Source organism: Caulobacter sp. GW821-FHT11E10 (assembly GCF_058808375.1).
The window spans coordinates 1-25,263 of sequence record NZ_JBXARP010000001.1 but is presented as its reverse complement, the minus strand read 5'-3'; the positions used below and the strand labels follow the sequence as shown (position 1 = coordinate 25,263).

The 25,263-nt window shown below is 68.3% G+C and carries 26 protein-coding genes; 17 read left to right on the top strand and 9 right to left on the bottom strand.

Annotated features, from left to right (window positions below; all coding sequences use genetic code 11):
- Window positions 1–117: 117 nt before the first annotated feature.
- The 5 genes from AC1RRV_RS00130 to AC1RRV_RS00110 all read left to right on the top strand — a co-directional run bounded on the left by AC1RRV_RS00130 (window position 118) and on the right by AC1RRV_RS00110 (window position 4,356).
- Window positions 118–762, top strand: a complete 645-nt coding sequence (locus tag AC1RRV_RS00130; protein WP_492857534.1) for a hypothetical protein — start codon at window positions 118–120, stop codon at window positions 760–762.
- 72 nt (window positions 763–834) lie between these two features.
- Window positions 835–939, top strand: a complete 105-nt coding sequence (locus AC1RRV_RS00125; protein WP_492857533.1) for a hypothetical protein — start codon at window positions 835–837, stop codon at window positions 937–939.
- A gap of 39 nt (window positions 940–978) precedes the next feature.
- A complete protein-coding gene (locus tag AC1RRV_RS00120) occupies window positions 979–3,093 on the top strand; it encodes an AsmA family protein (RefSeq protein WP_492858085.1) in 2,115 nt (704 codons plus the stop codon).
- 38 nt (window positions 3,094–3,131) lie between these two features.
- Window positions 3,132–3,881 carry an exonuclease domain-containing protein gene (locus tag AC1RRV_RS00115; protein ID WP_492857532.1) on the top strand — a complete coding sequence of 250 codons (750 nt, stop codon included), beginning with the start codon at window positions 3,132–3,134 and terminating at the stop codon, window positions 3,879–3,881.
- A 199-nt stretch (window positions 3,882–4,080) separates the two neighbouring features.
- Complete coding sequence (locus AC1RRV_RS00110) at window positions 4,081–4,356, top strand: YjhX family toxin (RefSeq protein WP_492857530.1); 276 nt, start codon at window positions 4,081–4,083, stop codon at window positions 4,354–4,356.
- Between the two features lie 61 nt (window positions 4,357–4,417).
- On the opposite strand, the gene rsmD is transcribed toward AC1RRV_RS00110, so the two are convergent.
- Complete coding sequence (gene rsmD, locus AC1RRV_RS00105) at window positions 4,418–4,981, bottom strand: 16S rRNA (guanine(966)-N(2))-methyltransferase RsmD (protein ID WP_492857529.1); 564 nt, start codon at window positions 4,979–4,981, stop codon at window positions 4,418–4,420.
- 190 nt (window positions 4,982–5,171) lie between these two features.
- On the opposite strand from rsmD, the gene AC1RRV_RS00100 reads away from it, so the two are divergent.
- The gene (locus tag AC1RRV_RS00100) at window positions 5,172–6,143 is read left to right on the top strand and encodes a CPBP family intramembrane glutamic endopeptidase (protein ID WP_492857528.1); all 972 of its coding nucleotides are present in this window, start codon (window positions 5,172–5,174) and stop codon (window positions 6,141–6,143) included.
- A 3-nt stretch (window positions 6,144–6,146) separates the two neighbouring features.
- On the opposite strand, the gene AC1RRV_RS00095 is transcribed toward AC1RRV_RS00100, so the two are convergent.
- Entirely contained in the window at window positions 6,147–7,445 is a 1,299-nt protein-coding gene (locus tag AC1RRV_RS00095; RefSeq protein ID WP_492857526.1) for a pseudouridine synthase, read from the bottom strand.
- Between the two features lie 52 nt (window positions 7,446–7,497).
- Between AC1RRV_RS00095 and tadA the strand changes: the two genes are divergently transcribed.
- Window positions 7,498–8,013, top strand: coding sequence for a tRNA adenosine(34) deaminase TadA (gene tadA, locus AC1RRV_RS00090; RefSeq protein ID WP_492857525.1), 516 nt, complete (start codon window positions 7,498–7,500; stop codon window positions 8,011–8,013).
- On the opposite strand, the gene AC1RRV_RS00085 is transcribed toward tadA, so the two are convergent.
- Window positions 8,006–8,410 (bottom strand): hypothetical protein, encoded by a 405-nt coding sequence (locus AC1RRV_RS00085; protein WP_492857523.1) that lies wholly within the window; start codon window positions 8,408–8,410, stop codon window positions 8,006–8,008. The genes tadA and AC1RRV_RS00085 overlap by 8 nt on opposite strands.
- Before the next feature lie 119 nt (window positions 8,411–8,529).
- Between AC1RRV_RS00085 and pseB the strand changes: the two genes are divergently transcribed.
- The gene (pseB, locus tag AC1RRV_RS00080) at window positions 8,530–9,570 is read left to right on the top strand and encodes a UDP-N-acetylglucosamine 4,6-dehydratase (inverting) (protein WP_492857522.1); all 1,041 of its coding nucleotides are present in this window, start codon (window positions 8,530–8,532) and stop codon (window positions 9,568–9,570) included.
- Window positions 9,567–10,724 (top strand): UDP-4-amino-4,6-dideoxy-N-acetyl-beta-L-altrosamine transaminase, encoded by a 1,158-nt coding sequence (gene pseC / locus AC1RRV_RS00075; protein ID WP_492857521.1) that lies wholly within the window; start codon window positions 9,567–9,569, stop codon window positions 10,722–10,724. Before pseB ends, pseC begins: the two co-directional genes overlap by 4 nt.
- 6 nt (window positions 10,725–10,730) lie before the next feature.
- Here pseC and AC1RRV_RS00070 read toward each other — a convergent pair whose 3' ends face one another.
- Window positions 10,731–11,042, bottom strand: coding sequence for an EthD family reductase (locus tag AC1RRV_RS00070; protein WP_492857520.1), 312 nt, complete (start codon window positions 11,040–11,042; stop codon window positions 10,731–10,733).
- A 133-nt stretch (window positions 11,043–11,175) separates the two neighbouring features.
- Between AC1RRV_RS00070 and AC1RRV_RS00065 the strand changes: the two genes are divergently transcribed.
- Window positions 11,176–12,441 (top strand): family 8 glycosyl hydrolase, encoded by a 1,266-nt coding sequence (locus tag AC1RRV_RS00065; protein ID WP_492857519.1) that lies wholly within the window; start codon window positions 11,176–11,178, stop codon window positions 12,439–12,441.
- Between the two features lie 13 nt (window positions 12,442–12,454).
- Here the strand turns inward: AC1RRV_RS00065 and AC1RRV_RS00060 are convergent, their stop codons facing one another.
- Window positions 12,455–14,152, bottom strand: coding sequence for a hypothetical protein (locus tag AC1RRV_RS00060; RefSeq protein ID WP_492857518.1), 1,698 nt, complete (start codon window positions 14,150–14,152; stop codon window positions 12,455–12,457).
- Between the two features lie 217 nt (window positions 14,153–14,369).
- On the opposite strand from AC1RRV_RS00060, the gene chvI reads away from it, so the two are divergent.
- The 6 genes from chvI (at window position 14,370) to AC1RRV_RS00030 (ending at window position 18,229) form a co-directional block, all read left to right on the top strand.
- Window positions 14,370–15,074 carry a two-component response regulator ChvI gene (gene chvI, locus AC1RRV_RS00055; protein ID WP_492857517.1) on the top strand — a complete coding sequence of 235 codons (705 nt, stop codon included), beginning with the start codon at window positions 14,370–14,372 and terminating at the stop codon, window positions 15,072–15,074.
- Window positions 15,049–16,650, top strand: a complete 1,602-nt coding sequence (chvG, locus tag AC1RRV_RS00050) for a two-component sensor histidine kinase ChvG (RefSeq protein WP_492857516.1) — start codon at window positions 15,049–15,051, stop codon at window positions 16,648–16,650. Before chvI ends, chvG begins: the two co-directional genes overlap by 26 nt.
- Window positions 16,647–17,096 carry an HPr kinase/phosphorylase gene (locus tag AC1RRV_RS00045; RefSeq protein WP_492857515.1) on the top strand — a complete coding sequence of 150 codons (450 nt, stop codon included), beginning with the start codon at window positions 16,647–16,649 and terminating at the stop codon, window positions 17,094–17,096. Before chvG ends, AC1RRV_RS00045 begins: the two co-directional genes overlap by 4 nt.
- A 75-nt stretch (window positions 17,097–17,171) precedes the next feature.
- The gene (locus AC1RRV_RS00040; RefSeq protein WP_492857514.1) at window positions 17,172–17,579 is read left to right on the top strand and encodes a PTS sugar transporter subunit IIA; all 408 of its coding nucleotides are present in this window, start codon (window positions 17,172–17,174) and stop codon (window positions 17,577–17,579) included.
- On the top strand, window positions 17,576–17,854 hold the full coding sequence (locus AC1RRV_RS00035; RefSeq protein WP_492857513.1) for an HPr family phosphocarrier protein: 279 nt from the start codon (window positions 17,576–17,578) through the stop codon (window positions 17,852–17,854). The genes AC1RRV_RS00040 and AC1RRV_RS00035 overlap by 4 nt, the downstream gene beginning before the upstream one ends.
- Window positions 17,855–17,881: 27 nt before the next feature.
- The gene (locus tag AC1RRV_RS00030) at window positions 17,882–18,229 is read left to right on the top strand and encodes a RidA family protein (protein WP_492857512.1); all 348 of its coding nucleotides are present in this window, start codon (window positions 17,882–17,884) and stop codon (window positions 18,227–18,229) included.
- A gap of 1 nt (window position 18,230) precedes the next feature.
- On the opposite strand, the gene AC1RRV_RS00025 is transcribed toward AC1RRV_RS00030, so the two are convergent.
- The 4 genes from AC1RRV_RS00025 to bioB all read right to left on the bottom strand — a co-directional run bounded on the left by AC1RRV_RS00025 (window position 18,231) and on the right by bioB (window position 23,501).
- Window positions 18,231–18,449 (bottom strand): hypothetical protein, encoded by a 219-nt coding sequence (locus AC1RRV_RS00025; RefSeq protein WP_492857511.1) that lies wholly within the window; start codon window positions 18,447–18,449, stop codon window positions 18,231–18,233.
- 123 nt (window positions 18,450–18,572) lie between these two features.
- Window positions 18,573–19,466: a bifunctional helix-turn-helix transcriptional regulator/GNAT family N-acetyltransferase gene (locus AC1RRV_RS00020; protein WP_492857510.1), complete on the bottom strand. Its 894-nt coding sequence runs from the start codon at window positions 19,464–19,466 to the stop codon at window positions 18,573–18,575.
- A 124-nt stretch (window positions 19,467–19,590) separates the two neighbouring features.
- Window positions 19,591–22,377 carry a M16 family metallopeptidase gene (locus tag AC1RRV_RS00015; protein ID WP_492857509.1) on the bottom strand — a complete coding sequence of 929 codons (2,787 nt, stop codon included), beginning with the start codon at window positions 22,375–22,377 and terminating at the stop codon, window positions 19,591–19,593.
- 113 nt (window positions 22,378–22,490) lie between these two features.
- Entirely contained in the window at window positions 22,491–23,501 is a 1,011-nt protein-coding gene (bioB, locus tag AC1RRV_RS00010; RefSeq protein ID WP_492857507.1) for a biotin synthase BioB, read from the bottom strand.
- A gap of 112 nt (window positions 23,502–23,613) precedes the next feature.
- On the opposite strand from bioB, the gene AC1RRV_RS00005 reads away from it, so the two are divergent.
- Window positions 23,614–25,095, top strand: coding sequence for a CYTH and CHAD domain-containing protein (locus tag AC1RRV_RS00005; protein WP_492857506.1), 1,482 nt, complete (start codon window positions 23,614–23,616; stop codon window positions 25,093–25,095).
- Window positions 25,096–25,263 lie beyond the last annotated feature (168 nt).

Sequence of the window (25,263 nt, the reverse complement as noted above, 5' to 3'; positions counted from 1 at the left end):
GTAGGGCGGCGCGAGGGAAAGAGCCCCTGGAAATCGTAAAGCCAAGCTCGCGTCGTGGGAGAAAGGGGGCTCGCGGTTCTCCCGGAAATGTTTTTGTTAACACTTCGGAGACGCCCCATGACCTTTGCCCGCCTGCTTCCCGTCCTGGCCCTCGCCGCCTTGAGCCTCGCCGCGCCGGCCGTCGCCGGTTCACATCGGGGCGGCCCCCCGGCCTCGCGTCCGGGCCTGCCGCTGGATCCGGAACGGCTGCCGCCCAATTCGGGACCTGGCGACTGCGTCGTCCGCCGCGTGACCGGCCCCGGCGGGGCCTATCGCTGGGAGCGGATCGAGTGCGAAAACGACCGAGGCTGGTCGAACCACGAGCAGTGGGGCTACGGCCGCAATCGGCTCGAGGTCGAGACTCGCGACGGTCGCCCGCCCCTGCTGGGCGGCTACGACGGCGATCGATACGGCCGCGGCGATCGCTACGCGGACCACCGCCGTGGCGAGGCCCTCTACGATCGCCGGGTCGACGCGTACGAGCATGAACGGTCCAGCGCCTACGACAGCGGCTATGTCGGCGGCGGGTACGCCCGGAACGGCTACATCCAAGGCGGCTACGCCCAGGATGGTTATGGCTACGCCTATGGCGACGGCTATGCCCAAGGCGGACGCCGCGAGGACCGCTACGGACCGTCACCCGCCCCTGTCGACTACGGCTATCCCGGGGCCGCCGGCCGCGACGAGGGCGGCTATCTGGTCTGGCCTGGCAAACTCCCCTGACCCAATACGGGTGGCGCCGCCCTTGCGCGTGAGGCGGCGATAAGCACCAAATTGGGACGGGGGAATACTAACATGCGCACACCGAGCAAGCCGCTCTTCAAGGCCTACGAACTCGTGGCCATAGCGATCTTCGTCGTGGCGGCCGCCGCCATCGGCCGGATGGGTCTCATCTACTGACGCGGCCGCTGGCGCGGCTCGAGCGACCATAGCCTTGCTATAAATTGGAACAGGATCGCCGGCCTCGCGCGTTACGAGGGATCAACCGGAGCCACGATCCTGTCGACCGCCGACGCCATCCTCGACCCAAAGCCGCCTCGGAACCCGTTCCGTGGGCTGTCGCGGCGCGCCCAGATCGGTATCGGCTCGGCCGTCGCCTTGACCCTGGCGATCATCGCCTTCCTGGTGATCTTCGACTGGAACTGGCTGCGCGGGCCGATCGGCCGCTACGCCTCGGCTCAGATGCAGCGCGAGGTGGCGATCACCGGCGACCTGCGGGTTCATCCCTGGTCGTTCTCGCCCAAGGCCGAGGCCTATGGCGTTCGGATCGGTCAGCCGGCTTGGGCCAAGTCGGTGGATCCCGCCGCCGGCCAGATGGTTCAGGTCCAGCGGATCGCCGTGCAGATCAAGGTCCTGCCGCTACTGCGCGGCCGGGTGGTTCTGCCGTTCCTGGCGATCGACAAACCCGATGTGCGCCTGCTGCGTGACAAGGACGGTAAGGCCAACTGGACCTTCGGGTCCAGGACCGACAAGCCGCTGAAGCTGCCAGCCATCCAGCGTTTCGTGATCAACGAAGGCGCGTTGCGCGTCGACGATCGCCAGCGCGGCGCTCTCTTCATCGGCACCGTCAACGCCCAGGAAAAGGCCGGCGAGGGCGGTGGCCGCTTCGTCCTGGAAGGCAAGGGCAGTCTGAACGAGGCCGCCTTCCTGGCCCAGGTCACCGGCGGCCCGCTGCTGAACATCTCGCCCGACCGCCCCTATCCGTTCGACGCCGAGGTGCGCGCCGGCGCGACCAGGATCCTGGCCAAGGGCCAGGTCAACAAGCCCTTCGACCTGGGGCGGTTCGAGACCCAGCTCAGCATCTCGGGCGCCGACCTGAACCGGCTGCACGACCTGACCGGCCTGACCCTGCCCAACACCCCGCCCTATCGCGTCTCGGGCCACCTGGTCCGCAAGGGCCTGCGCTACGATTTCGAGAAGCTGTCCGGCCGGGTCGGCGACAGCGACATCGCCGGCGACCTCTTCGTGCTGACCGGTCGCGAGCGGCCTTATCTGGAAGCCGATCTGCGCTCGCGGCGTCTCGACTTCGACGACCTGGGCAGCCTGTTCGGGGCCGCGCCGGCCACCGGTCGCGGCGAGACCGCCTCCGCTGGCCAGAAGGTCGAAGCCGCCCAGCGCGACGCGACCCAGCGCCTACTGCCGGACGCCACCTTGCAGGTCGAGCGCGTCCGCGCCATGGACGCCAAGGTCAGCTATCGGGCCGAGACGGTGAACGCGCCCAACCTGCCGCTGCGCAAGGTCAGCGCCGAGGTGATCCTGGACAAGGGCGTGCTGACCATCGATCCGATCGCCATGACCTTCTCGCGCGGCGACCTGCGCGGCAAGGTCCGGCTGGACGCCCGGCCGGCCACGCCCCGCACCGATATCGACCTGCGCCTGACCAATGCCCGCCTGGAGGACTTCATTCCGATCCAGAGCGCCGGCAAGCCGGCCATCCAGGGCGCGGTCATGGCGCGCGCCAAGCTGACCGGCGTCGGCAACAGCGTCCACCGCGCCGCCTCGACCGCCGACGGCTCGGTGACCTTCGTCGCCCCGCGCGGCGAGATCCGCCAGGCCTTCGCCGAACTGCTGGGCGTCAACGCCTCCAAGGGCCTGATCATGCTGCTGTCCAAGAGCAACAAGGAGACGCCGGTGCGGTGCGCCGTCGCCGACTTCAGCGTCAAGAACGGGGTGATGACCACCAATCATCTGGTGGCCGACACCGGCGTGGTGCTGGCCAAGGGCCGGGGCACGATCAATCTCGCGACCGAGCGGATGGACTTCCGTATCGAGGGCGACAGCAAGAAGCCACGCCTGGTGCGCCTGTTCATTCCGATCACCATCAAGGGCCCGTTCATGGCCCCCAAGGTCGGGCTGGACCCCAGCAAGGCGGTCGGCCAGGGCGGTATCGCCGCGGCCCTGGGCTCGATCATCAACCCGCTCGCGGCGCTCCTGCCGTTCGTCACCGCCGGCGAAGCCAAGGACGCCGACTGCGCAAGCCTGGTCAGCGAGGCTCGACAGCAGGGCGCGCCAGTGAAGGTCTCTCAAACCACCGCGCCCAAGGCGAAAAAGTAGGGTTCGCAACGAAGCCGTCGCCCACCAATATCTCGTCCATGCTTCCGCCCCGCGTCCGCGTGATCGATCTGGAGACCGCCGGTTCGGGTCCGAACGACGTCTGCGAGATCGGCTGGCAGGATGTCGTGCTCGGTCCCGACGGTCGATGGCGCGTCGCGGACGAGCGAGGTTCGGCGCTGGTCAATCCCGGCCGGCCGATCACGCCCGAGACCATGGCGGTCCACCACATCATCGATGCCGACGTCGCCGGCGCGCCGTTCTGGAAGGACATCGCGTCGGAGGTCCTGCGACCCGACGGCGGCGTGCAGGCGCTGGCCGCCCATCGCGCGGCCTTCGAGCAGCGCTATTGCACGCACAGGTTCACGGGCGGGGCGGCCTGGATCTGCACCTGGAAGTGCGCCTTGCGGCTCTGGCCGCATCTCTCGGGGTTCTCCAACCAGATGCTGCGCTACCAGCGCATGCCCGAAGGCCTGTCGCGCGAGCTCGGCTTGCCGGCTCACCGCGCCCTGCCCGACGCCTATGTCACCGCGCATCACCTGCGCGACATGCTGAACGAGGCTTCGCTGGAGCAACTGCTGACCTGGAGCCGCGAGCCGGGCCTCCTGCCGCGCGTGCCTGCCGGCCCCGACCGCGGCAAGACCTGGGACCGCCTTGGCGCGGAAACGCTGCGAGCGCTCGCCCAGGATCGCGACGTGAACATCCGCTTCAGCGCCGAGACCGAACTGCGCCGCCGAGGAGAGCGCGGCCCGTCCGCCGTGGCCGAACCGACGCAGCGCACCTTGATCTAGCGTCGGGCGCTTGAGCTTGCCGCCCTCTTCCCCCATCTTCCCGTCACCAACCCAACTCGTGTGGTTCATGTCCGAGATTGTGCGCGAGGTCCGGGCCTAACAGGCTCCGAACCTCGGTTCGAAAGTCGATAGGCCCGCTTCGCCCGCGCGTTCGCCCGGCGAACGCGTGATTACGCGCCTCGATCTCCCGGACAATCCCTTGAACATTCCCAAACCGCAGCAAAGGACGCTGCACGCGCTGGCCCAAGGCGGCCGTATCGAACTCGAACGCGACGAAAAGGGTCAGATTAGATCGGCCGACTGCATCACCCGCGACGGCTGGGCGCTGACCGACTGCACGGTCGGCGTCTTCCAGTCGCTGAAGCGCAAGCGGCTGATCGCCAGCCAGGACGGCGGCCCCTACCGGATCACCCGGTTGGGCCTCTCCAACCTTCGCGCCCAGCTCGACAACCGGGTGGGGGCGAAGGCGTGGTGATGACCTAGAGCGTGGCGGCCGAAGGTGGATGCCGGTTTCGGCGCCCGCCACGCTCCAAGGATCAGACCCGTTTGAAGAACAGGACGCGCGCGGCGCCATAGTCGCGCGCGTCGATCTGCTCGAAGCCTTCCAACGCCGGATCGACTTCGCCCCGGCCGCGCTCGAACATCAGGATCGCGCCTGAAGCCAGCCAGCCGCCGGCGACCAGCTCGGCCACCGCCTTCTCGCCCAGGCCCTTGGCGTAGGGCGGATCGAGAAAGACGATATCGAACGGCTCGCCGGCGCTGGCTGGACGCAGACCCAGGTCGGTCGCATCGCGGCGGTGCACGCGGGTGACGCCGAACAGGTGCATGGCGTCGATGTTTTCGCGGATCGCCCCGCGCGCGGCGTCGTCGGTCTCGACGAACAGGCAAAAGCCAGCTCCCCGTGACAAGGCCTCAAGCCCCAGGGCGCCCGATCCGGCGAAGACATCGATGACCCGCGCGCCGTGCAGCTCCGGCGCCCATGACGCGTGCTCCAGGATGTTGAACACCGCCTGGCGGGCGCGGTCAGAGGTGGGGCGCGTGGCGTCACCCGGCGGGGCCACGATGGTCTTGCCGCGATATTGGCCCGAGACGATGCGCATCAGGCGGCCGTCCCGGCGGGCAAGCGCCCCGCGCCCGATTGCTTGTCGCTCATGCCCATTCCCCCGTGATCTGGCCCTTACAACCCGTAACCGGATGTGTGCCGCCGTCCGCGCCTCGCGGCAAGCGCGCGCTTTACAAGACCGCGACCGCCCGCTCTTAGTCGCCCCGAAGGGAAGGGGCGATCGAACGATGCGTATGGGCGAGATCCTGGAGGCGGCGAAGCGCTCGCGCTTTCTGGCCGACCTGTCGCCCTACGATCGCGACCCGTGGCGGTCCGCCTTCGCCGTGCCGGTCGGCGTGCTGGCCGGCGCCGTGGCCGCCCTGCTGGGCGGGGCCTCGGCGATCCTGATCTCCATGCTGATCGTGAGCGGGCTGGACGGCGCGCCGGCCGCCGCCGACCTGGTCAGCGTGTTCTCCGATCCGAACCTGACCGAGCCCACGGGCCGGCAGTCGCTGTTCATCCTGGCGGTGCTGGCCGGCGTGAACCTGGGTGCGGCGGTCGGCTTCGTCTTCGCCGCCGGCGCGATCCACCACCGCCGCATCACCGACTACGTCAATCGCGGCGAACCGGTCCGGCTGCGCCTGCTGTTGGGCGGACTGATCCTGGTCGGCGTGGTGATGGTCGCGATCATCGCCGTCGCCGCCCTGGCTGGCGAGCGGATCCACCCTCCGCTCTGGAAAGTGTCGCCCAATCTCGTGGGTCGCACGCTCTACGCTCTCCTGGCCGCCGGTCTTCTGGTCCTCGCTTCGGCCGCCGAGGAGCTGGTGTTCCGCGGTTGGCTGCTGAAGCAGAGCGCGGCCTATATCCGCAATCCGGTCATCCTGATGGCCCTGAACGGTCTGCTGTTCGCCGCCATCCACCTGGATCCGAACCTCGACGCCTTCCTGGTGCGCGTGGCCATGGGCGCGGGCTTGACCTGGATGGCGCTGCGGCTGGGCGGCATCGAGCTGGGCATCGGCGCCCACGCGGCCAACAACGCCGTGATCCTGCTGCTGTTGCGGCCGATGACCACCCGCCCCGACTCGCCGCACGAGTTCAAGGCCGGCCTGATCGCCAGCGCCCTCGTCGTCCTGGCCGGTTTCATCGGCGTGGCCGAGCTGTCGTTGCGCTGGCCGGCCCTGCGCCGCTGGACCGGAGCCTCGGCTCCGGCCGCCGCCTAAACCTTAGCGCTTGGGACCACCGCGCGGGCCATTGCCTCGCGGGGCAGGTCCACGCGACGTCGGGCCGCCCGTCGGGCGAGGCCCGGGACGCGCCGCCGGCTTGAACGGCTTTTCAGAGACCCGCCGCGCCGCGCCTTCGGCGGGCCGGGACTTCGCACCCGCCGCCGGGCGGGCCGCCGCCGGCTTGCCACGCAGGGCGGGCTTGCCGATGTCGATGAACTTGGTCTCGATCGATTTGGGCGCGCGCTTGGCCTTGGGCTGCGCGATGCCCTTGCTGGCGCCCTTGGCCGGAGCGTGCGGCGAGATCTTCTTCTTCGGCTTGGCCCAGCCGGCCTTGTAGACCGGCTTCTCGGACTTCTCCGGCGCATCGATCACGACCGCGCGGTCGGCGCGCGGCGCGCCCCGGCGCTGCAGGTCGCCGCCGCCGGGGGTGCCGGGCGCCTTCACGGCCGCGGCGATGCCGCCGAACTTCGGACGGTCGCCGGTCGGCATGTTCTCGGGCGAGACGATGCCTTCCATCAGCTCACGGATCACCCGGGGTCCGACCTCCTCGATCTGGCCGGCTTCCAGCGGACCCAGAGCGAACGGACCATAGGACATGCGGATCAGGCGATTGACCTTCAGGCCCAGCGCTTCCAGCACCTTGCGGACTTCGCGGTTCTTGCCTTCCGAGAGCGAGACCGTGATCCAGATGTTCTTGCCGCCGCCGGCCTTCTCATGGGCCTTGTCCAGCTTGGCCTCGATGGCGCCGTACTTGACGCCCTCGATGGTGATGCCGTCCTTCAGGGTGTCGAGCTTGGCTTGGGTCGTGTCGCCGAAAGCGCGGGCGCGATAGCGGCGGACCCAGGCGTTGCTGGGCGTCTCCAGGGCGCGCGACAGCTCGCCGTCATTGGTCAGCAGCAGCAGGCCTTCGGAGTTCAGATCGAGGCGCCCGACCGAGATCAGGCGCGGCAAGTCCTTGGGCAGCGACTGGAACACCGTCGGCCGGCCCTTGGGGTCGTTGTGCGTGGTCATCAGCCCAGTGGGCTTGTGGTAGCGGAAGATCCGCGTCGGCTCGCGCTCGGCCACGAGCTGGCCGTCGACGGTGAGGAAATCGCCAGCCTGAACCTTGATCGCCGGGGTGGTCAGCACCTTGCCGTTGATCGCCACGCGACCGGCCTCGATCAGCCGCTCGACCTCGCGCCGCGAGGCCACGCCAGCCCGCGCCAGGGCCTTGGCGACACGTTCGCCGGGCCCGCCATCGAGATCGCCGTCTTGACCGTCGAGTTCAGGCTCGTACAGGGGATCGTGGGGTTTGGTCATTTGGCGTCCTTCTTGGGCTGGGCGCATCTCACGATGGGCGTTCAAAAACCTAATGCGCACCGATCAGGACGACGATCAAGAGACGGGCCCAGGTCAGGCTCAGGACCAGCGCATGATGCGCCTCGCCCTGGACGCCGCCCGCGCGGCCGCCGAGGCCGGTGAGACGCCCGTCGGCGCGGTGATCCTGGATCCGAAGACCGGCGAGGTCCTCGCCGTGGCCGGCAACGGCCCGATCGCGGCCCACGACCCCACGGCCCATGCCGAGATCGCGGCGATGCGCGCGGCGGCGGCGAAGCTGGAGAACTATCGGCTGACCGACCTGACCCTGGTCGTGACCCTGGAGCCCTGCGCCATGTGCGCCGGCGCGATCAGCCATGCGCGGATCGGTCGGGTGGTGTTCGGGGCCGAGGATCCCAAGGGCGGCGCCGTGGTGCATGGGCCAAGATTCTTCGCCCAGCCCACCTGCCACTGGCGGCCGGAGGTGATCGGCGGTGTGCTGGCCGAGGAAAGCGCTGAGTTGTTGCGCGGCTTCTTCCGGGCGCGTCGAAAGACCAAGACCCCTAGCTGATCAGGGCCGAGCCCAGCATGACCTTGGAGCCGGACTTGCCCAGCACCTGGTCGGCCGCCTTCTGCAGTTCGCGGCCGACATGGTCGATGTCCGGCGCCGCTCCGCCGCGCAGGCCCGCGGCATAGATCATCAGCACCTGGGCGAAGGCCGCCCGCAGGCGCGGGGTCGAGGCCTGAGCCTTTTTCATCAGCACCGGATCCTTGACCTCGATGCCCGTCTCGACGGTCATCACGCCGCGCCGCCCGTCGCGACGCAGGACGATCGCGTTGATCGGATCGAGCGCGAAATAGGTAACGGGCTTTTCTTCCTTCTTGCCCTCGTTGGCCGAGACGACGCCAGGCGTCGCGCCCAGGACGGCGGCGAAAAGGAGCGGAACGAGGATCTGGCGACGGCGCATGACGCCTTGCTACCTCAACGTGGTTGACGTCCTCTTTACGTCTGAGAAGGCAGTAAAGGTCGTTAACTAAGATTCGTCGCCGCGCCCTTCGGCCGGTGAGCGTCGCAGGAGGCTGATACTTGGGCCGTTTTTCTCCCAAATCCCTCGACTTGGACGGCAAGGTGATCCTGATCACCGGCGGCACAGGGTCGTTCGGTCGACGGTTCATCGAGACCGTTCTGCGCCGCTATGACCCGCGGAAGGTCATCATCTACTCCCGCGACGAATTGAAGCAGAGCGACATGCAGCTCGAGCTGCGCGAGCAGTTCGACGAGAAGACCTACGCCAAGCTTCGTTTCTTCCTGGGCGATGTCCGCGATCGCGAGCGCCTGACCCTGGCCCTGCGCGGCGTCGACATCGTCATCCACGCCGCCGCCCTGAAGCAGGTGCCGGCCGCCGAATACAATCCCTCGGAGTGCATCCACACCAACGTGCTGGGCGCCGAGAACGTGGTCTGGGCCAGCCTGACCAACCACGTGAAGCAGGTGGTGGCCCTGTCGACCGACAAGGCCTGCAATCCGACCAACCTCTATGGCGCGACCAAGCTGGCCTCGGACAAGACCTTCGTGGCCGCCAACAACCTGTCCGGCGACATCGGCACGCGGTTCTGCGTCGTGCGCTACGGCAACGTGGTCGGCTCACGCGGTAGCGTCGTGCCGCTGTATCGCCGCCTGCTCACCCAGGGCGCGACCGAGCTGCCGGTCACCGACCCGCGCATGACCCGTTTCTGGATCACGCTGAACGAGGGTGTCGACTTCGTGCTCTCGTCCCTGACCATGATGCGCGGCGGCGAGATCTTCGTGCCCAAGATCCCCTCGATGGCCATGCCGGACCTGGTCAAGGCCATGTCGCCGGACGCGGGCATGAAGGTCGTCGGCATCCGTCCCGGCGAGAAGCTGCACGAGATCATGATCAGCGCGGATGACGCCCGCTCGACCGTCGAGTTCGACGACCGCTACGCTATCGAGCCCAACTTCGCCGAATTCGGCCGCGAGCCCTATTCGGCGGCGGACGGCGCGGCCCGCGTCGCCGAGGACTTCTCGTACAGCAGCGACAACAACCACGACTGGCTCAGCCCTGAAGGCTTGCTGGCCATGCTGGAGGAGAAGGCCGCGCGATGAGCGGCTTCCTTCCCTACGGTCGCCAGACGATCGAAGACGATGACGTCGCCGCCGTGGCCGAAGCCCTGCGCGGCGACTTCCTGACCACCGGTCCGACCGTCGAGGCCTTCGAAACCGCCTTCGCCGAGAAGGTGGGCGCCCAGCACGCCATCGCCGTCTCAAACGGCACCGCCACCCTGCACCTGGCGATGCTGGCCCTGGGCATCGGCGAGGGTGATGTCTGCGTCGCGCCGTCGATCACCTTCCTGGCCACCGCCAACTGCGCCCGCTACGTCGGCGCCGAGGTGGTATTCGCCGACGTCGATCCCGACAGCGGCCTGATGACTCCCGACACCCTGGCCCGCGCCCTGAACGGCGCGCCTGGCAAGCGGGTGAAGGCCGTGCTGCCGGTGCATCTGCGCGGTGACGTCTGCGACCTGCCGGCGATGAAGGCCATGGCCAGCGCTTCGGGCGCGGTGCTGGTCGAGGACGCGCCGCACGCCCTGGGCTCGATCGGGACGTTCGGCGGCGTCGAACATCCGGTCGGCGACGGGACCTATTCCAGCTTCGCCAGCTTCTCGTTCCACCCGGTCAAGACCCTGGCCACCGGCGAGGGCGGCATGCTGACCACCAACGACGCGGAGCTGGCGGCCAAGGCCCGACTGCTCCGCTCGCACGGCATGGTGCGGACGGCCGGCGGCGATCCCTGGTGGTACGAGATGCCGGAGCTCGGCTTCAACTACCGCATTCCCGACGTGCTCTGCGCCCTAGGCCTGTCGCAGCTGAAGAAGTTGGACCGCTTCGTGGCCCGACGTCGCGAGCTGACGGCCCTCTACGCCAAGCTGCTGGCCGAGCGCACGCCCCGCGTGCGGCTGGCGGCCAGCCCCGCGCACTCGAACCCGGCCCTGCACCTGCTAACCGTGTTGATCGATTTCGAAGCCGAAGGCCTGTCGCGCCGCACGGTCGTCGACAGCCTCAAGGCGCAAGGCGTCGGGACGCAGGTCCACTACATCCCGGTCCACCGGCAGCCCTACTATGTGAAGCGGCAGGGCCTGGCCAAGCTGCCCGGCGCCGACGCCTGGTATGCCCGCTGCCTGACCCTGCCGCTCTACCCGACCATGACCGACGGCGACGTCGAGCGGGTCGTGGACGCCTTGGCGATGATCCTGGGCTGAGGCGGTCTAGCCTTCCGCGCTGATCTGCACGACCGGCTGGATGTCGGTGAAGCGCGCCACATCCGCCAGCACCTCCGGCGCGCGCGGCCCGCCCAGCGAGGCCTGCAGCGCTTCGGCGTCGCGGAAGGTCAGGTTGACGATCACCACATACGGAGCCGGCCCTCCGTCGCCCGCGGCCAGCCCCTTTAGCACCCGCACATCCGTCAGACCGGTCGACGCGAACGCCTCCTTCACCAGCGGAATGTGAGTGGCATCGTAATAGGCGTGGTCGAACTTCGCGCCGTCGCGGGCGGGATAGAGGACGGTGAACACAGCCATGGTGGGCTCCCAGGCGGCCCAGGCGACCGCGCGGACGGAAGCCTACGCGGCGCCGTCGGGGAAGAGTCAAAGGGATAGCGCTTGCCCGGCCCCGCTCGCTCTATGATGATACCGCTAACATCGCGAGACCGACATGACTTGGACATCCTCCCCGGCGCGGGTCGCGCCCATCGTCCTGATCGCGGCCTTGCTCGCGGGGACGCCAGGCGGCGTCGCGCAAGCCGAAGGCGCCGTCGCGACGGGGCGGTATCGCAACCTCTTTCAAGAGTGGCGACCCGACCTCGATCCGGCCGCCGTCGATCGCAAGCTGGACGTCTATTGGCGCTCGCTGTTCGAAGGCGACGCCGAGCACCGCGTCTACTACCCGGGCGCGTCCAACGCCGACGGACCCACCGCCTACATGCTCGACGTCGGCAACGGCGACGTGCGGAGCGAGGGCATGTCGTACGGCATGATGATCGCCGTGCAGATGAACCGGAAGGCCGAGTTCGACGCCCTGTGGAACTGGGCCGCCAGTCACATGCGCTACGCTTCGGGGCCGCGAAAGGGCTATTTCCGCTGGACCTGTCGGACCGACGGCTGCCCCGCCGATAAGGTCCCGGCCTCGGATGGAGAAGAGTATTTCGCCACCGCCCTGTTCTTCGCCGCCGGACGGTGGGGCAACGGCGAGGGTCTCTATGACTACGAGACCCAGGCCAACGCCATCCTCGACGCCATGCTGCACAAGGAAGACATGAACGGCGGCGTCGTGGACGGCGTCACCAACATGTTCGACCGCGCCGAGCGGCAGGTCGTGTTTGTCCCCAACGGCTCCAGCGCTCGCTTCAGCGACCCGTCCTATCACCTGCCGGCGTTCTACGAGATTTGGGGTCGCCGCGCACGCGGCTGGAACGGTCGCCCGGACGCGGACCGCGCCTTCTGGCTGGAGGCGGCCAAGGTCAGCCGGCGCTACTTCGCCCTGTCCAGCCATCCGGTCACGGGGTTGACCCCGGACTACGCCAGCTTCGACGGAACGCCCAAGGCGATCGGCGGCCATGGCGATTTCCGCTTCGACGCGCACAGGAGCGCCGTCAACTGGGCGGTCGACCAGGCCTGGTGGGGCGCGGATCCCGAGGCGACAGGCCGGACCGATCGACTACAGGCCTTCTTCGAGCGCGAGGGCCTGGATCGCTACGCCAATCAATACCAGCTGGACGGTCGCCCTCTGTCGAACGATCGGTCCGTGGGCCTGATCGCCTCGAACGGCGCGGCGTCGCTGGCCTCGTCCCATCCGCGCGGCGGGAAGTTCGTCGCGGCCCTGTGGACCCTGGAGCCGCCTTCGGGCCAATGGCGCTATTACAACGGCCTGCTGCAGTTCATGGCCACCCTGCATGCGAGCGGCCGCTTCAGGGCGTACTAGCCGCCGCCACGGCCTACGCGGCTTGGCCGACCAGCGTCTTGATCAGGTCCATGGTCTGCGGCGATCCGGCCAGTTGCTCGCGCGAGGACGGATCACGGGCCAGCTTCAACGCCTCGACGCGGGCCTTTTCGGCGACCGGACCGGTCGGACCGGCTTCGCCCATGGCCAGTTTGGCCAGCAGGCTCAGCCGATGCGGCAGTGGCGCGGGCGCGCGGACCAGCATGGCCAGCAGGCGCGAGTCGGCTTCGATCAGGGCGCCGATCTCGCCGAGCTTGACGCACAGCGGCTCGTAGTCCTCGCGGACCAGGCCCGAACGCGTCAGCGAGCGTTGCAGACCAGCCAGTTGGCTGAGCTTGGCCACCGGCGAGTCCGGACCCTGGCGCAGTTCCTTCTCGAAACGCATGGCGCTGATATTGGCGTTCAGCCAGCGAGAGGCGTTGCGCTTGTTGACCGCGCCCATGACGTTCTCGGCCAGGCGGATCAGCATCTTGATCTCTTCGTGGGCCGAGCGGTCGCGGCCGAGAAGGGCGTCGATGAAGTCGCCGTTCAGCAGGGTCTTGGAACGGGTCGTGAAGGCGACCTGGATGTCTTCGGCCTGCAGAATGCGGCCGGCGGCGGCCGTCAGGCCCATGGCCAGGGCGCGCAGGAACTCGATCTCGGCCTCGGCGTCGTTCGGCTTGAGGCGACGCACGCCGTTGAGCTCGGTCAGCACGCGCTCGGCGATGGCCTTGCGGACGGACGGGAAGTCCTCCCCGGTCAACCAGGCGCTGAGACGGCGGGCCGTGCCCGACAGTTCCGGCATGCAGGTGCGGACGCTGGCTTCGATCTTGATCAAGGCCTCGACGGCCGCGCCGCCGGTCATGCGGGTCATGGCCGCCAGGGTCGAGCCCAGGTCATCCTTGGTGTCCAACAGGTCGGCCATGCCGGCCCGCGAGCCGATGATCTCGGCCAGGGGCTGTTCGATGGCGGCCAAGGCGGCGGCGCGAGCGCGTGGCTCTTCAGGCGCGGCGTCGGCCAGGTCCAGCAGGCGGGCGATCTTGTCCGACCAGCTGGTGGCCGGGGCGATCGAGGCGGCGACGCCGGCGCCCAGCAGGAAGGCGCGATCCGGATCGGCGACCAGGCGCTCGGCGGCCTTGGCGAAGCCTTCCTTGTCGAGGTCCGGCAGAGCCCCCTTCTTGAAGGCCTTCATCAGGTTGGCGACGGTGCGCTCGACCAGGCCTTGGAAGTGGCGGATGACCTCGTGCACGGTCTGGCCGCGCGCCTCGGCTTCGGGAATGGCGATCTTTTGCAGCGCGTGCTGCAGGTCGGTGCCGGACGCCTCGAGCTGTTCGACCAGGTCGGGGCGGTGCAGCAGTTCGAACGGGGTCGCCTTGTGGCGAGCCAGCCAGCCTTCCAGCAGGCGGCCGATGCGGTCACGGGCGTGGACGGTGTAGAGATCGGCCGGCTGGACGCAGAGCGGATCCCGCTCCTCGAGTTCCTTCTTCGGCTTGCCGCCGTCGACCATGCCCTTGGTGAAGATGGCGATCGACTTGTACTCGCCGGTTTCCTGGTCGAGCGTTTCCTTGCTGACGCGCACGGCGACGGCGCGGCCCTGGGTCAGAACGTCTTCGGCCACCTGCAGCGCATGGGCGCGGTTTTCCGAGGCGATCTCGAGCGTCCATTGCGCGCCGGCTTTCCGCCGGACAAACAGCTCGTAATGGACTTGGCTCATTCGCACGTGCTCCAGAAGCCTCCACTATGGGATACGAGACCTTAAGGTGAGGTTGAAGGCGTCGGGTTGACGACCTCCGCGCCCCAATGGCGCCTTTCTGGGGCCGCAAAGCCCGGGGAGAACCAGGGAAAGCTTTACCGCGCCGCGCGTTGAAGCCAGGAGCCTCGACCGATAGGATCGGCCGACGCACGAAAAGGCGAAGGACAAGAACGACCAGATGGCCGCCATCACGCTCATTGACGACGACGAGAACATCGTCGCCTCGGTCTCGCTGGCGCTGGAAAGCCATGGCCATGCGGTGAAAGCCTATTACGACGGCGCCTCCGGCCTGGAGGCCGTCGAGGCCACGCCGCCGGATCTCGTCATCCTCGACGTGAAGATGCCCCGCATGGACGGCATGGAAGTCCTGCGCCGCCTGCGCCAGACCTCCGAGATCCCAGTGATCATGTTGACGTCCAAGGATGACGAGATCGACGAGATTCTCGGCTTCAACCTCGGCGCCGACGACTACATGCACAAGCCGTTCAGCCAGCGCCTGCTGCTGGAGCGGGTGAAGGCCGTGCTGCGCCGAGCCCGTCCCGAAGACGAGGACCCCGTCGCCGCGGCCGCGGCCAGCTCCAAGGTCATGAAGCGCGGCAAGCTCACCCTCGACCCCGCGCGCCACGACAGCCTGTGGGACGGACGACCGGTGCGTCTGACCGTCACCGAATTCCTGCTTCTCCAGGCCCTGGCCCAGCGCCCTGGCTTCGTGAAGAGCCGCGACAACCTGATGGACGCCGCCTACGACGATCAGGTCTATGTCGACGACCGCACGATCGACAGCCACATCAAGCGCATGCGCAAGAAGTTCCGTCAGGTCGACCCGGAATTCGACTCCATCGAGACCCTGTACGGCGTTGGCTACCGTTATCGCGAAGCCTGAGCCCGAAACCGAACCCCGGCGGCGGTTCGCCTGGCCGCGCGGGTCTCGGCTTGGCCGGCTGATCATCACCCTGAACGTCCTGGCCCTGGCGATCGTGATCGTCGGGGCCTTGGTTCTGAATGAACTGCGCAGCGGCCTGGTCAATGCGCGGATCGACAGCCTGACCACCCAGGGCGAGCTGATCGCCAAGGTCGTGGACCAGCTGGCGACCGTCGGCGATCCCGAGCCGGCGCTGGACCCCTATGTGGCCAGCCAACTGCTGCAGGTGCTGTTCATTCCCCGCAATCAGCGGGCCCGGCTGTTTGACGCCCAGGGCAAGGCGCTGGCCGACTCGTTCGTGGTCGCCGACCGGGTGGACTGGAAAGTGCTGCCGCCGGCGCGAAAACCCGGCGAGAAGGCCGACGCGCCGCACCTGAGCCCCGCCGCCCGGGCCCGCGCGGAACGCGCGCACCAGGATCTCAACAACGAGATCGCCCAGGCCATGAAGGGCCGTCCCGTGGCCGGCACACGCATCTCCGAGGATGGCGAGCGGGTGGTGTCGGTGTCGATCCCGATCCAACACGTCCGCGCCGTCCTGGGCGTCCTGACCCTGGAAGCCGGAGACATCGACGAAATCATCTCGGCCGAGCGCAAGGCCCTGCTGCCGTTCATCGTCGTGGCCATGACCGCGATCGTCCTGTCCAGCGTGCTGCTGCACCGGCTGATCGCCGTGCCGGTCCTGCGCCTCGCGCGCGCCGCCGATCATGTCCGCCTGCAGGGCGCGCGCGCCATCTCGCTGCCTGACCTTTCCGAGCGCCGTGATGAACTCGGCGACCTGTCACGCTCGCTGGAGGACATGACCCATTCGTTGTCCGAGCGCATGGACGCCATCGAACGCTTCGCCGCCGACGTGGCCCACGAGATCAAGAACCCGCTGACCTCGATCCGCTCGGCCATCGAAACCCTGGACTTGGTCAGCGACCCCGCCGCTCGGGCCCGGCTGCTGGCCATTCTGCAGAACGACGTCAACCGCCTGGACCGCCTGGTCACGGACATCTCCAACGCCTCGCGCCTGGACGCCGAGCTGTCGCGCGAGCACCCCAAGCTTCTGGACCTGGGACGCCTTCTCACCGAGGTCGTGTCGCTCTACGAGGCGCAGCTGCGCCCTGGTGACGCCCCGGGCAGCGTGCGGGTCAGCCTGCAAATCGCCGACCCCTCGTCGCCGAACACCATCCTGGGGCGCGAGACCCCGATCGGCCAGGTGTTCCGCAACCTGATCGACAACGCCCGCTCGTTCAGCCCTCCCGGAGGCGAGGTGCGGCTCAAGCTGGCGCGCACGCGTGGCCACCTGTTCGTGATGATCGAGGACAACGGCCCCGGCATCCCGCCTGACAATCTCGAGACCATCTTCGAACGCTTCTATACTTCGCGCCCCAAGGGCCGAGCATTCGGCGGCAATTCGGGCCTGGGCCTCTCCATCGCCCGCCAGATCGTCGAGGCCCATGGCGGGACGATTCGCGCCGAGAATCGCATCGACATTGCGGGTGCGGTCGCCGGCGCCCTCTTCATCGTCGAGCTGCCGGACGGGCGCGAATGACACCCCCCTCGGAGATCCGTCACGGCGGCCTGATCGCCCTGCGCCAGGACGGCTTCTGGCGGGGGGCCCTGATCGAGGGGCCGTCGGGAATCGGCAAGAGCGACCTGGCCTTGCGCGCCCTTGACGCGGGCTTCCGGCTGGTGGCCGACGACCGGACCGTGGTGTTCGCGTCCGGCGGTCGCCTGTGGGGCAAGCCGCCCGAAACCTTGGCCGGCCTGATAGAGGTCCGGGGCCTGGGGGTGGTGGGCGCCGCCACCGCGCCCTACAGCGCCATCGCCCTAGTCATCCGGTGCGTCGCCGCGCCCGAGGCCGTCGAACGGCTGCCCGACCCGCGTTCGGAGGCGATCCTGGGCATTCCCGTTCCTGTCTTCGACCTGTGGCCGCGAGAACCCGCCGCGCCCGCGAAAATCCGACGCATGATGCAGTCTCTTGGAGTCGGTTCCTAACGGGCGTATCAAGGCCGCCCGCGCGACGCTCTCCCTGTCGCGGCGGGTATGGGGATCCCGTTTGAGACAACAGGCATGATCGGGCTCGTGATCGTGACGCACGGGCGTCTGGCGGAAGAATTCGTCTCCGCCATGGAGCATGTCGTGGGCCCGCAGGCCGCCGTGAAGGCGATCTGCATCGGCCCGGAAGACGACATGGAACGTCGCCGTTCGGACATTCTAAAGGCCTGCGCCGCCGTCGATGTCGACGGTCAGGGCGTGATCCTGCTGACCGACATGTTCGGCGGCACCCCCAGCAACCTGGCCATCTCCGTGATGGAGCAGACCAAGGCCGAGGTCATCGCCGGCCTCAACCTGCCGATGCTGATCAAGCTGGCCAGCGTGCGCCAGCGCGAGACCTTGCAGGCCTGCGTCGCCCACGCTCAGGAGGCTGGACGCAAGTACATCTCCGTGGCCTCCTACGTGCTCGCCGGAGAAAAGTGACACGCATGGCTTCAAGGACGGTCGAGATTATCAACGAGCGGGGATTGCACGCCCGAGCCTCGGCCAAGTTCGTGAAGATGGCGTCCGGTTTCGACGCCGAGGTTACCGTCAGCCGTGACGGCTCGTCCGTGGACGCCCGATCGATCATGGGCCTGATGATGCTGGCCGCCGGCATTGGCTCGACCATCGACATCACCGCCGAAGGGCCCGAGGCGCACTCGGCGGTCGCGGCGCTATGCGAGCTGGTGGAAAATCGGTTCGACGAGGAGCGCTAGCTCCGAGCCTCTCAAGAGGAGTTTCCCATGATCGAACGCATCGGCAAGGCCGCGCGGTGGAGCGACGCCGTGGCCGTCAACGGCCTGGTCTTCCTGGCGGGACATGTCGCCGACGCCGCGACCGGCCAATCCGTCTTCGAACAGACCCTGGACGTCCTGGCTCAGCTGGATGAAACCCTGGCCGCGGCGGGCTCCAACAAGGCCAGGTTGGTCAGCGTCACCATCTACCTCGCCGACATCGCCGGCTTCGACGAGATGAACCGGGCGTGGGACCAGTGGATGGATCCGGAGAACCCGCCAGCCCGGGCGACGGTCGAGGCCCGCCTGGCGCATCCGGATTATGCGGTCGAGATCACCGCGATCGCCGCGCGCTAGTCTAGCGTTCCCGCCAGGGCTTCAGCGCGGGGACCAGGGCGGCGAAAACCGCCGCGTAGAGGCCAAGGCCGACCGCCGCCGAAACCGGTGTGATAAGCCAGTTCACCAGCCAGATCAGCACCATGGCGAGCGGAACGGCGTTGGCGAGACAGGCCAGCCACGCGATCGGCGCGCGTGTCCCGTCCACATCGTCCAGCCTTGATCGCCGTTGGTCGTCCATCGACTTCGTCCGAATGGAACGCCTCCGCCTCTTGGCGGATCGCGTGTTGCCACTCTGCTTAAGACCGATCGAACGGGTCGGGTATCGTTGTCTTCTCGGGCCCCTCTGAGAAAAACTGGAGAGCTAGGTCTCCCCGCCCAATGGCTTGGCGAACCACATCTGCGCGTACGGATCGTCATTGAACCGCTCGACCGCCACGTAGCCAGACTTGGCATAAAGGCCGATCGCCTCGGTCAGGGCGGCGTTGCTGTCAAGGCGGACGCGCGCGAAGCCCGCCTCCCGCGCCAAGCCCTCCAAGGTCGCCAGCACCTTGCGGCCCAGGCCGAGCCCCCGCGAACTCGGGTCGGTCCACAGGCGCTTGATTTCACCCGTGTCAGCGTCGACGCGCTTGAGAGCCCCGCAGGCGACCGGGCGCCCCTCCAGGCGGGCGACCACGAAGTAGCCGGCGGGCGGGGTGAATTGGGCCTCGGTGGCGGGCGCGGCCTGGGTCGGATCGTAGCCCGTGTCGAAGCGCTCACCCAGTTCGGCGAAGTAGCGCTCCAGGCACCAGCGGGCGTCGGGCGAGTCCGGCGGGGTCACGGCGACCACGACGGCCGAAGCGCGCAGCAGGCGTTCGACCTCGGTCATGGCCTGAACCAATCGTCGGCGTTGGCCGTCGTCCAGCGGCTCGATCAGCGACCGGGCGAGTTCGTCCGACAAGGCGTCATAGGCGTCGACCTCGGCCCGCCCCGCCTCGGTCAGCCGCGCCAGGCGCGCGCGGCCGTCGGCGGCGGACTTTTCGACGACCAGCAGACCTTGCGCCTCCAGGGCGCGCAGCAGCCGGCTGAGATAGCCGGAGTCCAGCTCCAGCCGCTGGCGCAGGTCGCGGACGTCCGCGCCGGCATGGCCAATCTCGAACAGCAGCCGCGCTTCGCCAAACGGGCGATCCCGGCCGAGATAGCTGGCCCGCAGCACCCCGATCCGCTGGGTGACCAGGCGGTTGAAGCTCCGGATCTGCTGAAGGTCAGCTTGAGACATTATCTGACTTTAGTCAGATATCGGCAGACGACAAGACGAAACGAGCCCCGCCTCCTGAAGGAGACGGGGCTCGCGATGAAGCGGCGGAGAGCCGGGAACTCTCCGCGGGGAGGAAGGGCGTCCGCTACTGAACCGGCTTGCCGTCGGCGTCGATGACCTTCGGATCCAGACCCAGCCCCTTGAGCTTGGGCTCGATCACGGCGCGGTCGCCGACGATCACCCAGACCAGCTCGTCCGGCTTGATCGCCTTCTTGGCGGCCGCCGTGGCGCTGTCGATGCTCACCGACCGAACCTCGCCCGGATAGGCGTCGAAATAGCCGTCGGGCAGCTTGAAGTTCACCAGCTCCGAAATCGACCCGGCCACGCCCGCCCCCGTCTCCCAGTACCCGGGCATCGACAGGGTGAGGCTGTTCTGGGCCTTGGCGAGTTCGGCGGCGGTGACCGGCTTGTCGCCGATGATGCCCGTCAGTTCCTTGCGCGCTTCGGAGAAGGATTCGGCGGTCTTGTCGGTCTGCACCGGGGCGTAGGCGACGAACATTCGCGTGCCGCGCGCGGCCCGGACATAGCTGCCCGCGCCATAGGACCAGTGCTTGTCCTCGCGCAGGTTCATGTTCAGGCGCGAGACGAAATCGCCGCCGAACAGGCTGTTCATCACGTCGACCGCGGCCTCGTCGCTCGGATCGCGCGGCGGCAGCAGGTTGCCGGCCATGATCATCGACTGCTGCGCACCGGGCTTGTCGATCAGATAGACCGAGCCCTTGCGCGACGCCGTGATCAGCGGCGCCTTGGTCTTGGCCGGAGCGCCCCTCCAGGCGCCCAGCTGGGCTTCCAGCTTGGGCAGGATCTGGGCCAGGGTGGTGTCGCCGACCACGACCAGGGTCGCGTCCTTGGGCTGCAGCCAGGCCTTCTGGTAGCGCACCAGATCGTCGCGCGTGATCGAACCGACGCTCGCCTCGGTCGACAGCAGGCCGTAGGGGCTGCCCTCGCCATAGGTCAGGACCGGCAGGATCCGCGAGGCCATGGCGTTCGGGTTCTGCTTGGCCTGCTGGATGCCCGCGATCGCCAGGCGCTTGCGACGGTCCAAGTCTTCCGGCGTGTAGGCCGGGTTGCGCAGGATGTCGGCATAGATGGCCAGAGCCGGGTCCAGCGTCGTGGTCAGGGTGTTCAGCGACAGGGTCGAGGTGTCCAGGCCGTTGCCGGCCCCGACCGTGGCGCCCAGCTGGGCCAGTTCGCGGCTGATCGTCAGGTTGTCGCGGTTGGTGGTGCCCTCGGTCATCATGCCGACCGCGAGGCCGGAGACCCCGACCTTGTCGCCCGCCTCGGACGCCACGCCGGCGTCGAACAGCAGGTTGAATTGCACCTGCGGCGTCTCGTGGCGCTCGGCGACGATGACCTTGATGCCGTTGGACAGGGTCCCGCGTTGCAGCTTCACGAACGCCGGCGCCTTGATCGCTCCGACCTCCGGCATCTGCTTGCGGTCGGCGCCGGTCGCGGCGGGCTTGTAGTTGGGGAACGGCGTGACGGTCAGCGTCAGGTCGCCGTCGGTCAGCCACTTGCGGCCGGCGGCCACCAGGTCGGCGGCCTTGGCGTTGCGCACGCGCTCCAGGCTTTCCTTGTAGGCCCCGGAGTCGCCCAGGAAGACCTGGTGCTGGGCCAGGATATCCGACTTGCCGCCGAAGCCGCCGATCCGCTCGGCGCCCCGCACGAAGCCGGCGAGATTGTTGGTGCGGACCTTGGCCACTTCCTCCGGCGTCGGACCGTCGCGCAGCAGGCGCTGGAACTCCTCGTCGAAGGCCTTCTCGACCGCCGCCGGATCGCCGCCCGGCTTGACGGTGATGGTGACGATGAACTGGCCGCCGATTTCGCCGGCGCGGATGCTGGCGCCGACCTGGGTCGCGGTCTGGTCGGTGAACACCAGGCGCTTGTAGAAGCGCGAGGTCTTGTCCGAGACCATCACGTCGCTGAGCAGGTCCAGATAGTCGGTGTCGGCAGCGCCGAAGCCCGGCACGTTCCAGACCTTGTAGATCCGGGCCTGCGGCACGCGGTCCTGCATCGTGGCCCGCTGCGAGCCCGTGCGCTTGGCGACCCATTCCTTCTGGCGCGCCACCGGCGGACCGGACGGGATGTCGCCGAAGTACTTCTCCATCTTGGCCTTGGCCTCGGCGACGGTGATGTCGCCGGCCAGCACGATCGTGGCGTTGGCCGGGCCGTAGTAGCTCTTGAACCAGGTCTTCACGTCGTCCAGCGACGCGGCGTCCAGGTCGGCCATCGAGCCGATCACCGTGTGACCATACGGATGGTCGCGGTGATAGGTGCTCTCGGTGATCAGGTTGAAGACCTGGCCATAGGGCTGGTTCTCGCCCTGCCGCTTCTCGTTCTGGACGACGCCGCGCTGCTCATCGAGCTTGGCCTTGTCGATGGCGTTGACCAGCCAGCCCATGCGGTCGCTCTCGAGCCACAGCACCTGGTCCAGGGCGGCGGTCGGCACGTTCTCGAAATAGTTGGTGCGGTCGAGGTTCGTGGTGCCGTTCATGTCGGTGGCGCCCAGCTTCTCCAGCGCCTTGAACCAGTCGTCGTTGAAGTGCTCCGAGCCGTTGAACATCAGGTGTTCGAACAGGTGGGCGAAACCGGTCTTGCCCGTCGGCTCGTTCTTGGAGCCGACGTGGTACCAGATGTTCACCGCCACGATCGGGGCCTTGTGATCCTCGTGCACGATCACCGTCAGGCCGTTCGACAGCTTGAAGGTGGTGTGGGCGATGTCGACGGTCGGCAGGGCCGCGGCCATGGCGCCAGTCACTTTGGCGGCCGGCTTGGAAGCGGATTGGGGCGCGGGCTTGGCCTGAGCGGCGGCCAGGGTCGGCGACGCCGCCAGGAGAACCGCGACGGCGGCGGACGCGAACAACTTCTTCATGACGATCCCAGGCTATGGACGCTCCCCGACGAGCGCGCCCACACCGTAGGTTGCGGCGAGCAGGGACGACAAGTCCTCCGCACGGCGCTGGATCGTTTTTCCGGAAAGGAGGCCTATTCGGCGGCCACGGCCTCGGCGCGGACGGCCCCGCCCATCGGCCTCAGGTCCAGGTCCTGGAACAGCTTGGAGTCCTCGTCCATGCCCGGCAGCGGCGTGGTCAGCAGCTTCCCGCCGACGAAGATGGAGTTGGCGCCGGCCATGAAGCACAGGGCCTGTAGCTCGCGGCTCATGCCCTCGCGGCCGGCCGACAGGCGGACCATGGACTTCGGGCAGACGATGCGGGCGACGGCGATGGTGCGGATGAACTCGATGGAGTCGATCGCCTTGCCTTCCGCCAGCACCTTGTCGCCCAGCGGCGTGCCGCTGACCGGCACCAGGCCGTTGATCGGCAGGCTGTCGGGATGGGCCGGCAGGGTCGCCAGCTGATGCAGCAGGCCGGCGCGGTCGCGGCGCTGTTCACCCATGCCGACGATACCGCCGCAGCAGGTGCTCATGCCCGCGTCGCGGACGTGGGCCAGGGTGTCGAGGCGCTCCTGATAGGTGCGCGTGGTCACCACGTCCTTGTAATATTCAGGACCAGTGTCGAGGTTGTGATTGTAGTAGTCGAGACCGGCCTCCTTGAGGGCCGCGGCCTGGTCGGCGGTCAGCATGCCGAGCGTGGCGCAGGTCTCCATGCCCATCGCCTTCACCTCGCCGATCATCGAGGCCAGCTTGGGCAGGTCGCGGTCCTTCAGCTCGCGCCAGGCCGCGCCCATGCAGAAGCGTTGGGCGCCGCCGTCGCGGGCGGCGCGGGCCTTGGCGACCACGTCCTCGGTCGCCATCAGCTTCTCGGCCTTGAGACCGGTCTTGAAGTGGGCGGACTGGCTGCAATAGCCGCAGTTCTCCGCGCAGCCGCCGGTCTTGACCGATAAGAGCTGCGACAACTGCACTTCCGAGGGATCGAACCAGGCGCGATGAACGTTCGCCGCGTGGAAAACCAGCTCCATGAAGGGAAGGTCGAACAGGGCCTCTACCTGCGCGAGAGTCCAGTCGTGGCGGGGCTGCGAAGCGTTGATCGTGCTCATGGCGCGCACGTTTGGACCCGTGCATGACGCTTGGCAAGATGCCAGGTAGACGGCATAGGGCTAGCCGTCCCTTCGGCGGAGCCGAAGAGCCGCGCGGGAGTTTCGTCAGGTCATGGACCGCGAGATCGAGCTGAAGTTCCTGATCCCGCCCGAGGCGGCGACGTTGGTCCTGGCCCATTTGAAGGGCGAGGGCGCGATCCGCCAACTCGACGCCACCTATTTCGACACCTCCGACCACGCCCTGCGCAAGGCCGGCTTTGGCCTGCGCGTCCGCGACGGCGAAGGCGGCCGAAAACAGACCCTGAAGTCGGCGTCGGCCGGCGGTGTCTTTTCACGCGGGGAGTGGGAAGAAGCGATCGTCGGGCCCGGCCCGGATCGTGACGCCCTGGCGCGCACGCCGGCGGCGGCGGTGCTCGAGGGCGAGCCGCTCGCGCCGGTCTTCACCACGCGGGTCGAGCGCACCGTGCGCATCGTCCATATCGGCGATGCGGTGATCGAGGCCGCCCTGGATCGCGGTGAGCTCAGCGCCGCCGGCCGACGCGCGGCCGTCTGCGAGCTCGAGCTGGAACTGAAGTCCGGCCGGCCGGCGGCGCTCTTCGACCTGGCTCGCCAGCTCGCCAAGCGCGTTCCGCTGCGCCTTTCGCTGATCAGCAAGGCCGAGCGGGGCTATGGCCTCGCGACCGGAACCGAAGGCGCCGCGCCGCGCCGGCCTGCGGCGATGTTCGAGCGAGACGCCACCGTGGGCGAAACGCTGCAGGCGTTGGGCCAAGCCAGTCTCGGCCATCTCTGCGCGGCGCTGGACGCCCTGCGCGAACGCCCGGAACCCGACAGCGTTCACCAGGCGCGCGTCGCCGCTCGACGGCTGCGGGCCCTGCTGAAGATTTTCAAGCCGCTGGCCCAGGATGAGGCCGCGCTGAGGCTCGACGCGGAACTCGATTGGCTGGCCGGCGAGTTGGACGCCGCCCGCGATCTCGACGTCTTCATTGGCGAGGCCTGGGAAAAGGCCGTTGCGGGCGTGGCCTTCGCCGGCCGTGTGGATTTCGAGCGTGGATTGAAGGCCGCGCGCGCCAACGCCTATCTGCGGATGGAGGCGGCCCTGGAAAGCCCTCGCGCCCGCGATGTTCTGCTGGAGGCCGCGGCGTGGCTTGAGGCGGGCGCCTGGTCGACCGATCCGGCGCTAGCGGGGCTGCGCGATGGGCGCGCCGACGCCTTCGCCGGCGAGGTCCTTCGGCATCGCCGCAAACAGGTGAAGAAACGCGCCAGGCAGTTCGACAACCTCGACACCCATGGCCGCCATCGCTTGCGCCTCAAGGGTAAGATCCTGCGCTACGCCGCCGAAGATCTCGCGCCGCTGTTTCCCGAGCATCCCGAGCGCGCCGGCCGCTTCGGCGAAGCGACAAAGGCCGTGCAGGACGCCCTCGGCGCCTTGAACGATCGCAGTGTGCGCGGGGCGCTCATCGAGACCGTGGCGCACGGCGACGAGACCCTCGCCCGCGACGTCGCTCGCGTCGCGTTGGCGGATGACGAGGCCGAACTGCTGGATCGGGCCCGGCGGGCGCTCGACGACCTGCTCGACGCCAAGACCTTCTGGTGAGGCGGCTTCGGCTGATGGGGCGTTCCGGCGAAGAGCCTGAAGCCCAGAAAACGCAAAAAGCCGCCCGGAGGCGGCTTATGTGCGTAGATAACCTTGGGTGCGGGGACAGGATTTGAACCTGTGACCTTCAGGTTATGAGCCTGACGAGCTACCGGGCTGCTCCACCCC

Coding starts and splice junctions, on each gene's coding strand:
- AC1RRV_RS00130 (WP_492857534.1), top strand. CDS start 118: ATGACCTTTGCCCGCCTGCTTCCCGTCCTGGCCCTCGCCGCCTTGAGC.
- AC1RRV_RS00125 (WP_492857533.1), top strand. CDS start 835: ATGCGCACACCGAGCAAGCCGCTCTTCAAGGCCTACGAACTCGTGGCC.
- AC1RRV_RS00115 (WP_492857532.1), top strand. CDS start 3,132: ATGCTTCCGCCCCGCGTCCGCGTGATCGATCTGGAGACCGCCGGTTCG.
- rsmD (WP_492857529.1), bottom strand. CDS start 4,981: ATGCGCATCGTCTCGGGCCAATATCGCGGCAAGACCATCGTGGCCCCG.
- AC1RRV_RS00100 (WP_492857528.1), top strand. CDS start 5,172: ATGCGTATGGGCGAGATCCTGGAGGCGGCGAAGCGCTCGCGCTTTCTG.
- AC1RRV_RS00095 (WP_492857526.1), bottom strand. CDS start 7,445: ATGACCAAACCCCACGATCCCCTGTACGAGCCTGAACTCGACGGTCAA.
- tadA (WP_492857525.1), top strand. CDS start 7,498: ATGCGCACCGATCAGGACGACGATCAAGAGACGGGCCCAGGTCAGGCT.
- AC1RRV_RS00085 (WP_492857523.1), bottom strand. CDS start 8,410: ATGCGCCGTCGCCAGATCCTCGTTCCGCTCCTTTTCGCCGCCGTCCTG.
- pseC (WP_492857521.1), top strand. CDS start 9,567: ATGAGCGGCTTCCTTCCCTACGGTCGCCAGACGATCGAAGACGATGAC.
- AC1RRV_RS00070 (WP_492857520.1), bottom strand. CDS start 11,042: ATGGCTGTGTTCACCGTCCTCTATCCCGCCCGCGACGGCGCGAAGTTC.
- AC1RRV_RS00065 (WP_492857519.1), top strand. CDS start 11,176: ATGACTTGGACATCCTCCCCGGCGCGGGTCGCGCCCATCGTCCTGATC.
- AC1RRV_RS00060 (WP_492857518.1), bottom strand. CDS start 14,152: ATGAGCCAAGTCCATTACGAGCTGTTTGTCCGGCGGAAAGCCGGCGCG.
- chvI (WP_492857517.1), top strand. CDS start 14,370: ATGGCCGCCATCACGCTCATTGACGACGACGAGAACATCGTCGCCTCG.
- AC1RRV_RS00045 (WP_492857515.1), top strand. CDS start 16,647: ATGACACCCCCCTCGGAGATCCGTCACGGCGGCCTGATCGCCCTGCGC.
- AC1RRV_RS00040 (WP_492857514.1), top strand. CDS start 17,172: ATGATCGGGCTCGTGATCGTGACGCACGGGCGTCTGGCGGAAGAATTC.
- AC1RRV_RS00030 (WP_492857512.1), top strand. CDS start 17,882: ATGATCGAACGCATCGGCAAGGCCGCGCGGTGGAGCGACGCCGTGGCC.
- AC1RRV_RS00025 (WP_492857511.1), bottom strand. CDS start 18,449: ATGGACGACCAACGGCGATCAAGGCTGGACGATGTGGACGGGACACGC.
- AC1RRV_RS00020 (WP_492857510.1), bottom strand. CDS start 19,466: ATGTCTCAAGCTGACCTTCAGCAGATCCGGAGCTTCAACCGCCTGGTC.
- AC1RRV_RS00015 (WP_492857509.1), bottom strand. CDS start 22,377: ATGAAGAAGTTGTTCGCGTCCGCCGCCGTCGCGGTTCTCCTGGCGGCG.
- bioB (WP_492857507.1), bottom strand. CDS start 23,501: ATGAGCACGATCAACGCTTCGCAGCCCCGCCACGACTGGACTCTCGCG.
- AC1RRV_RS00005 (WP_492857506.1), top strand. CDS start 23,614: ATGGACCGCGAGATCGAGCTGAAGTTCCTGATCCCGCCCGAGGCGGCG.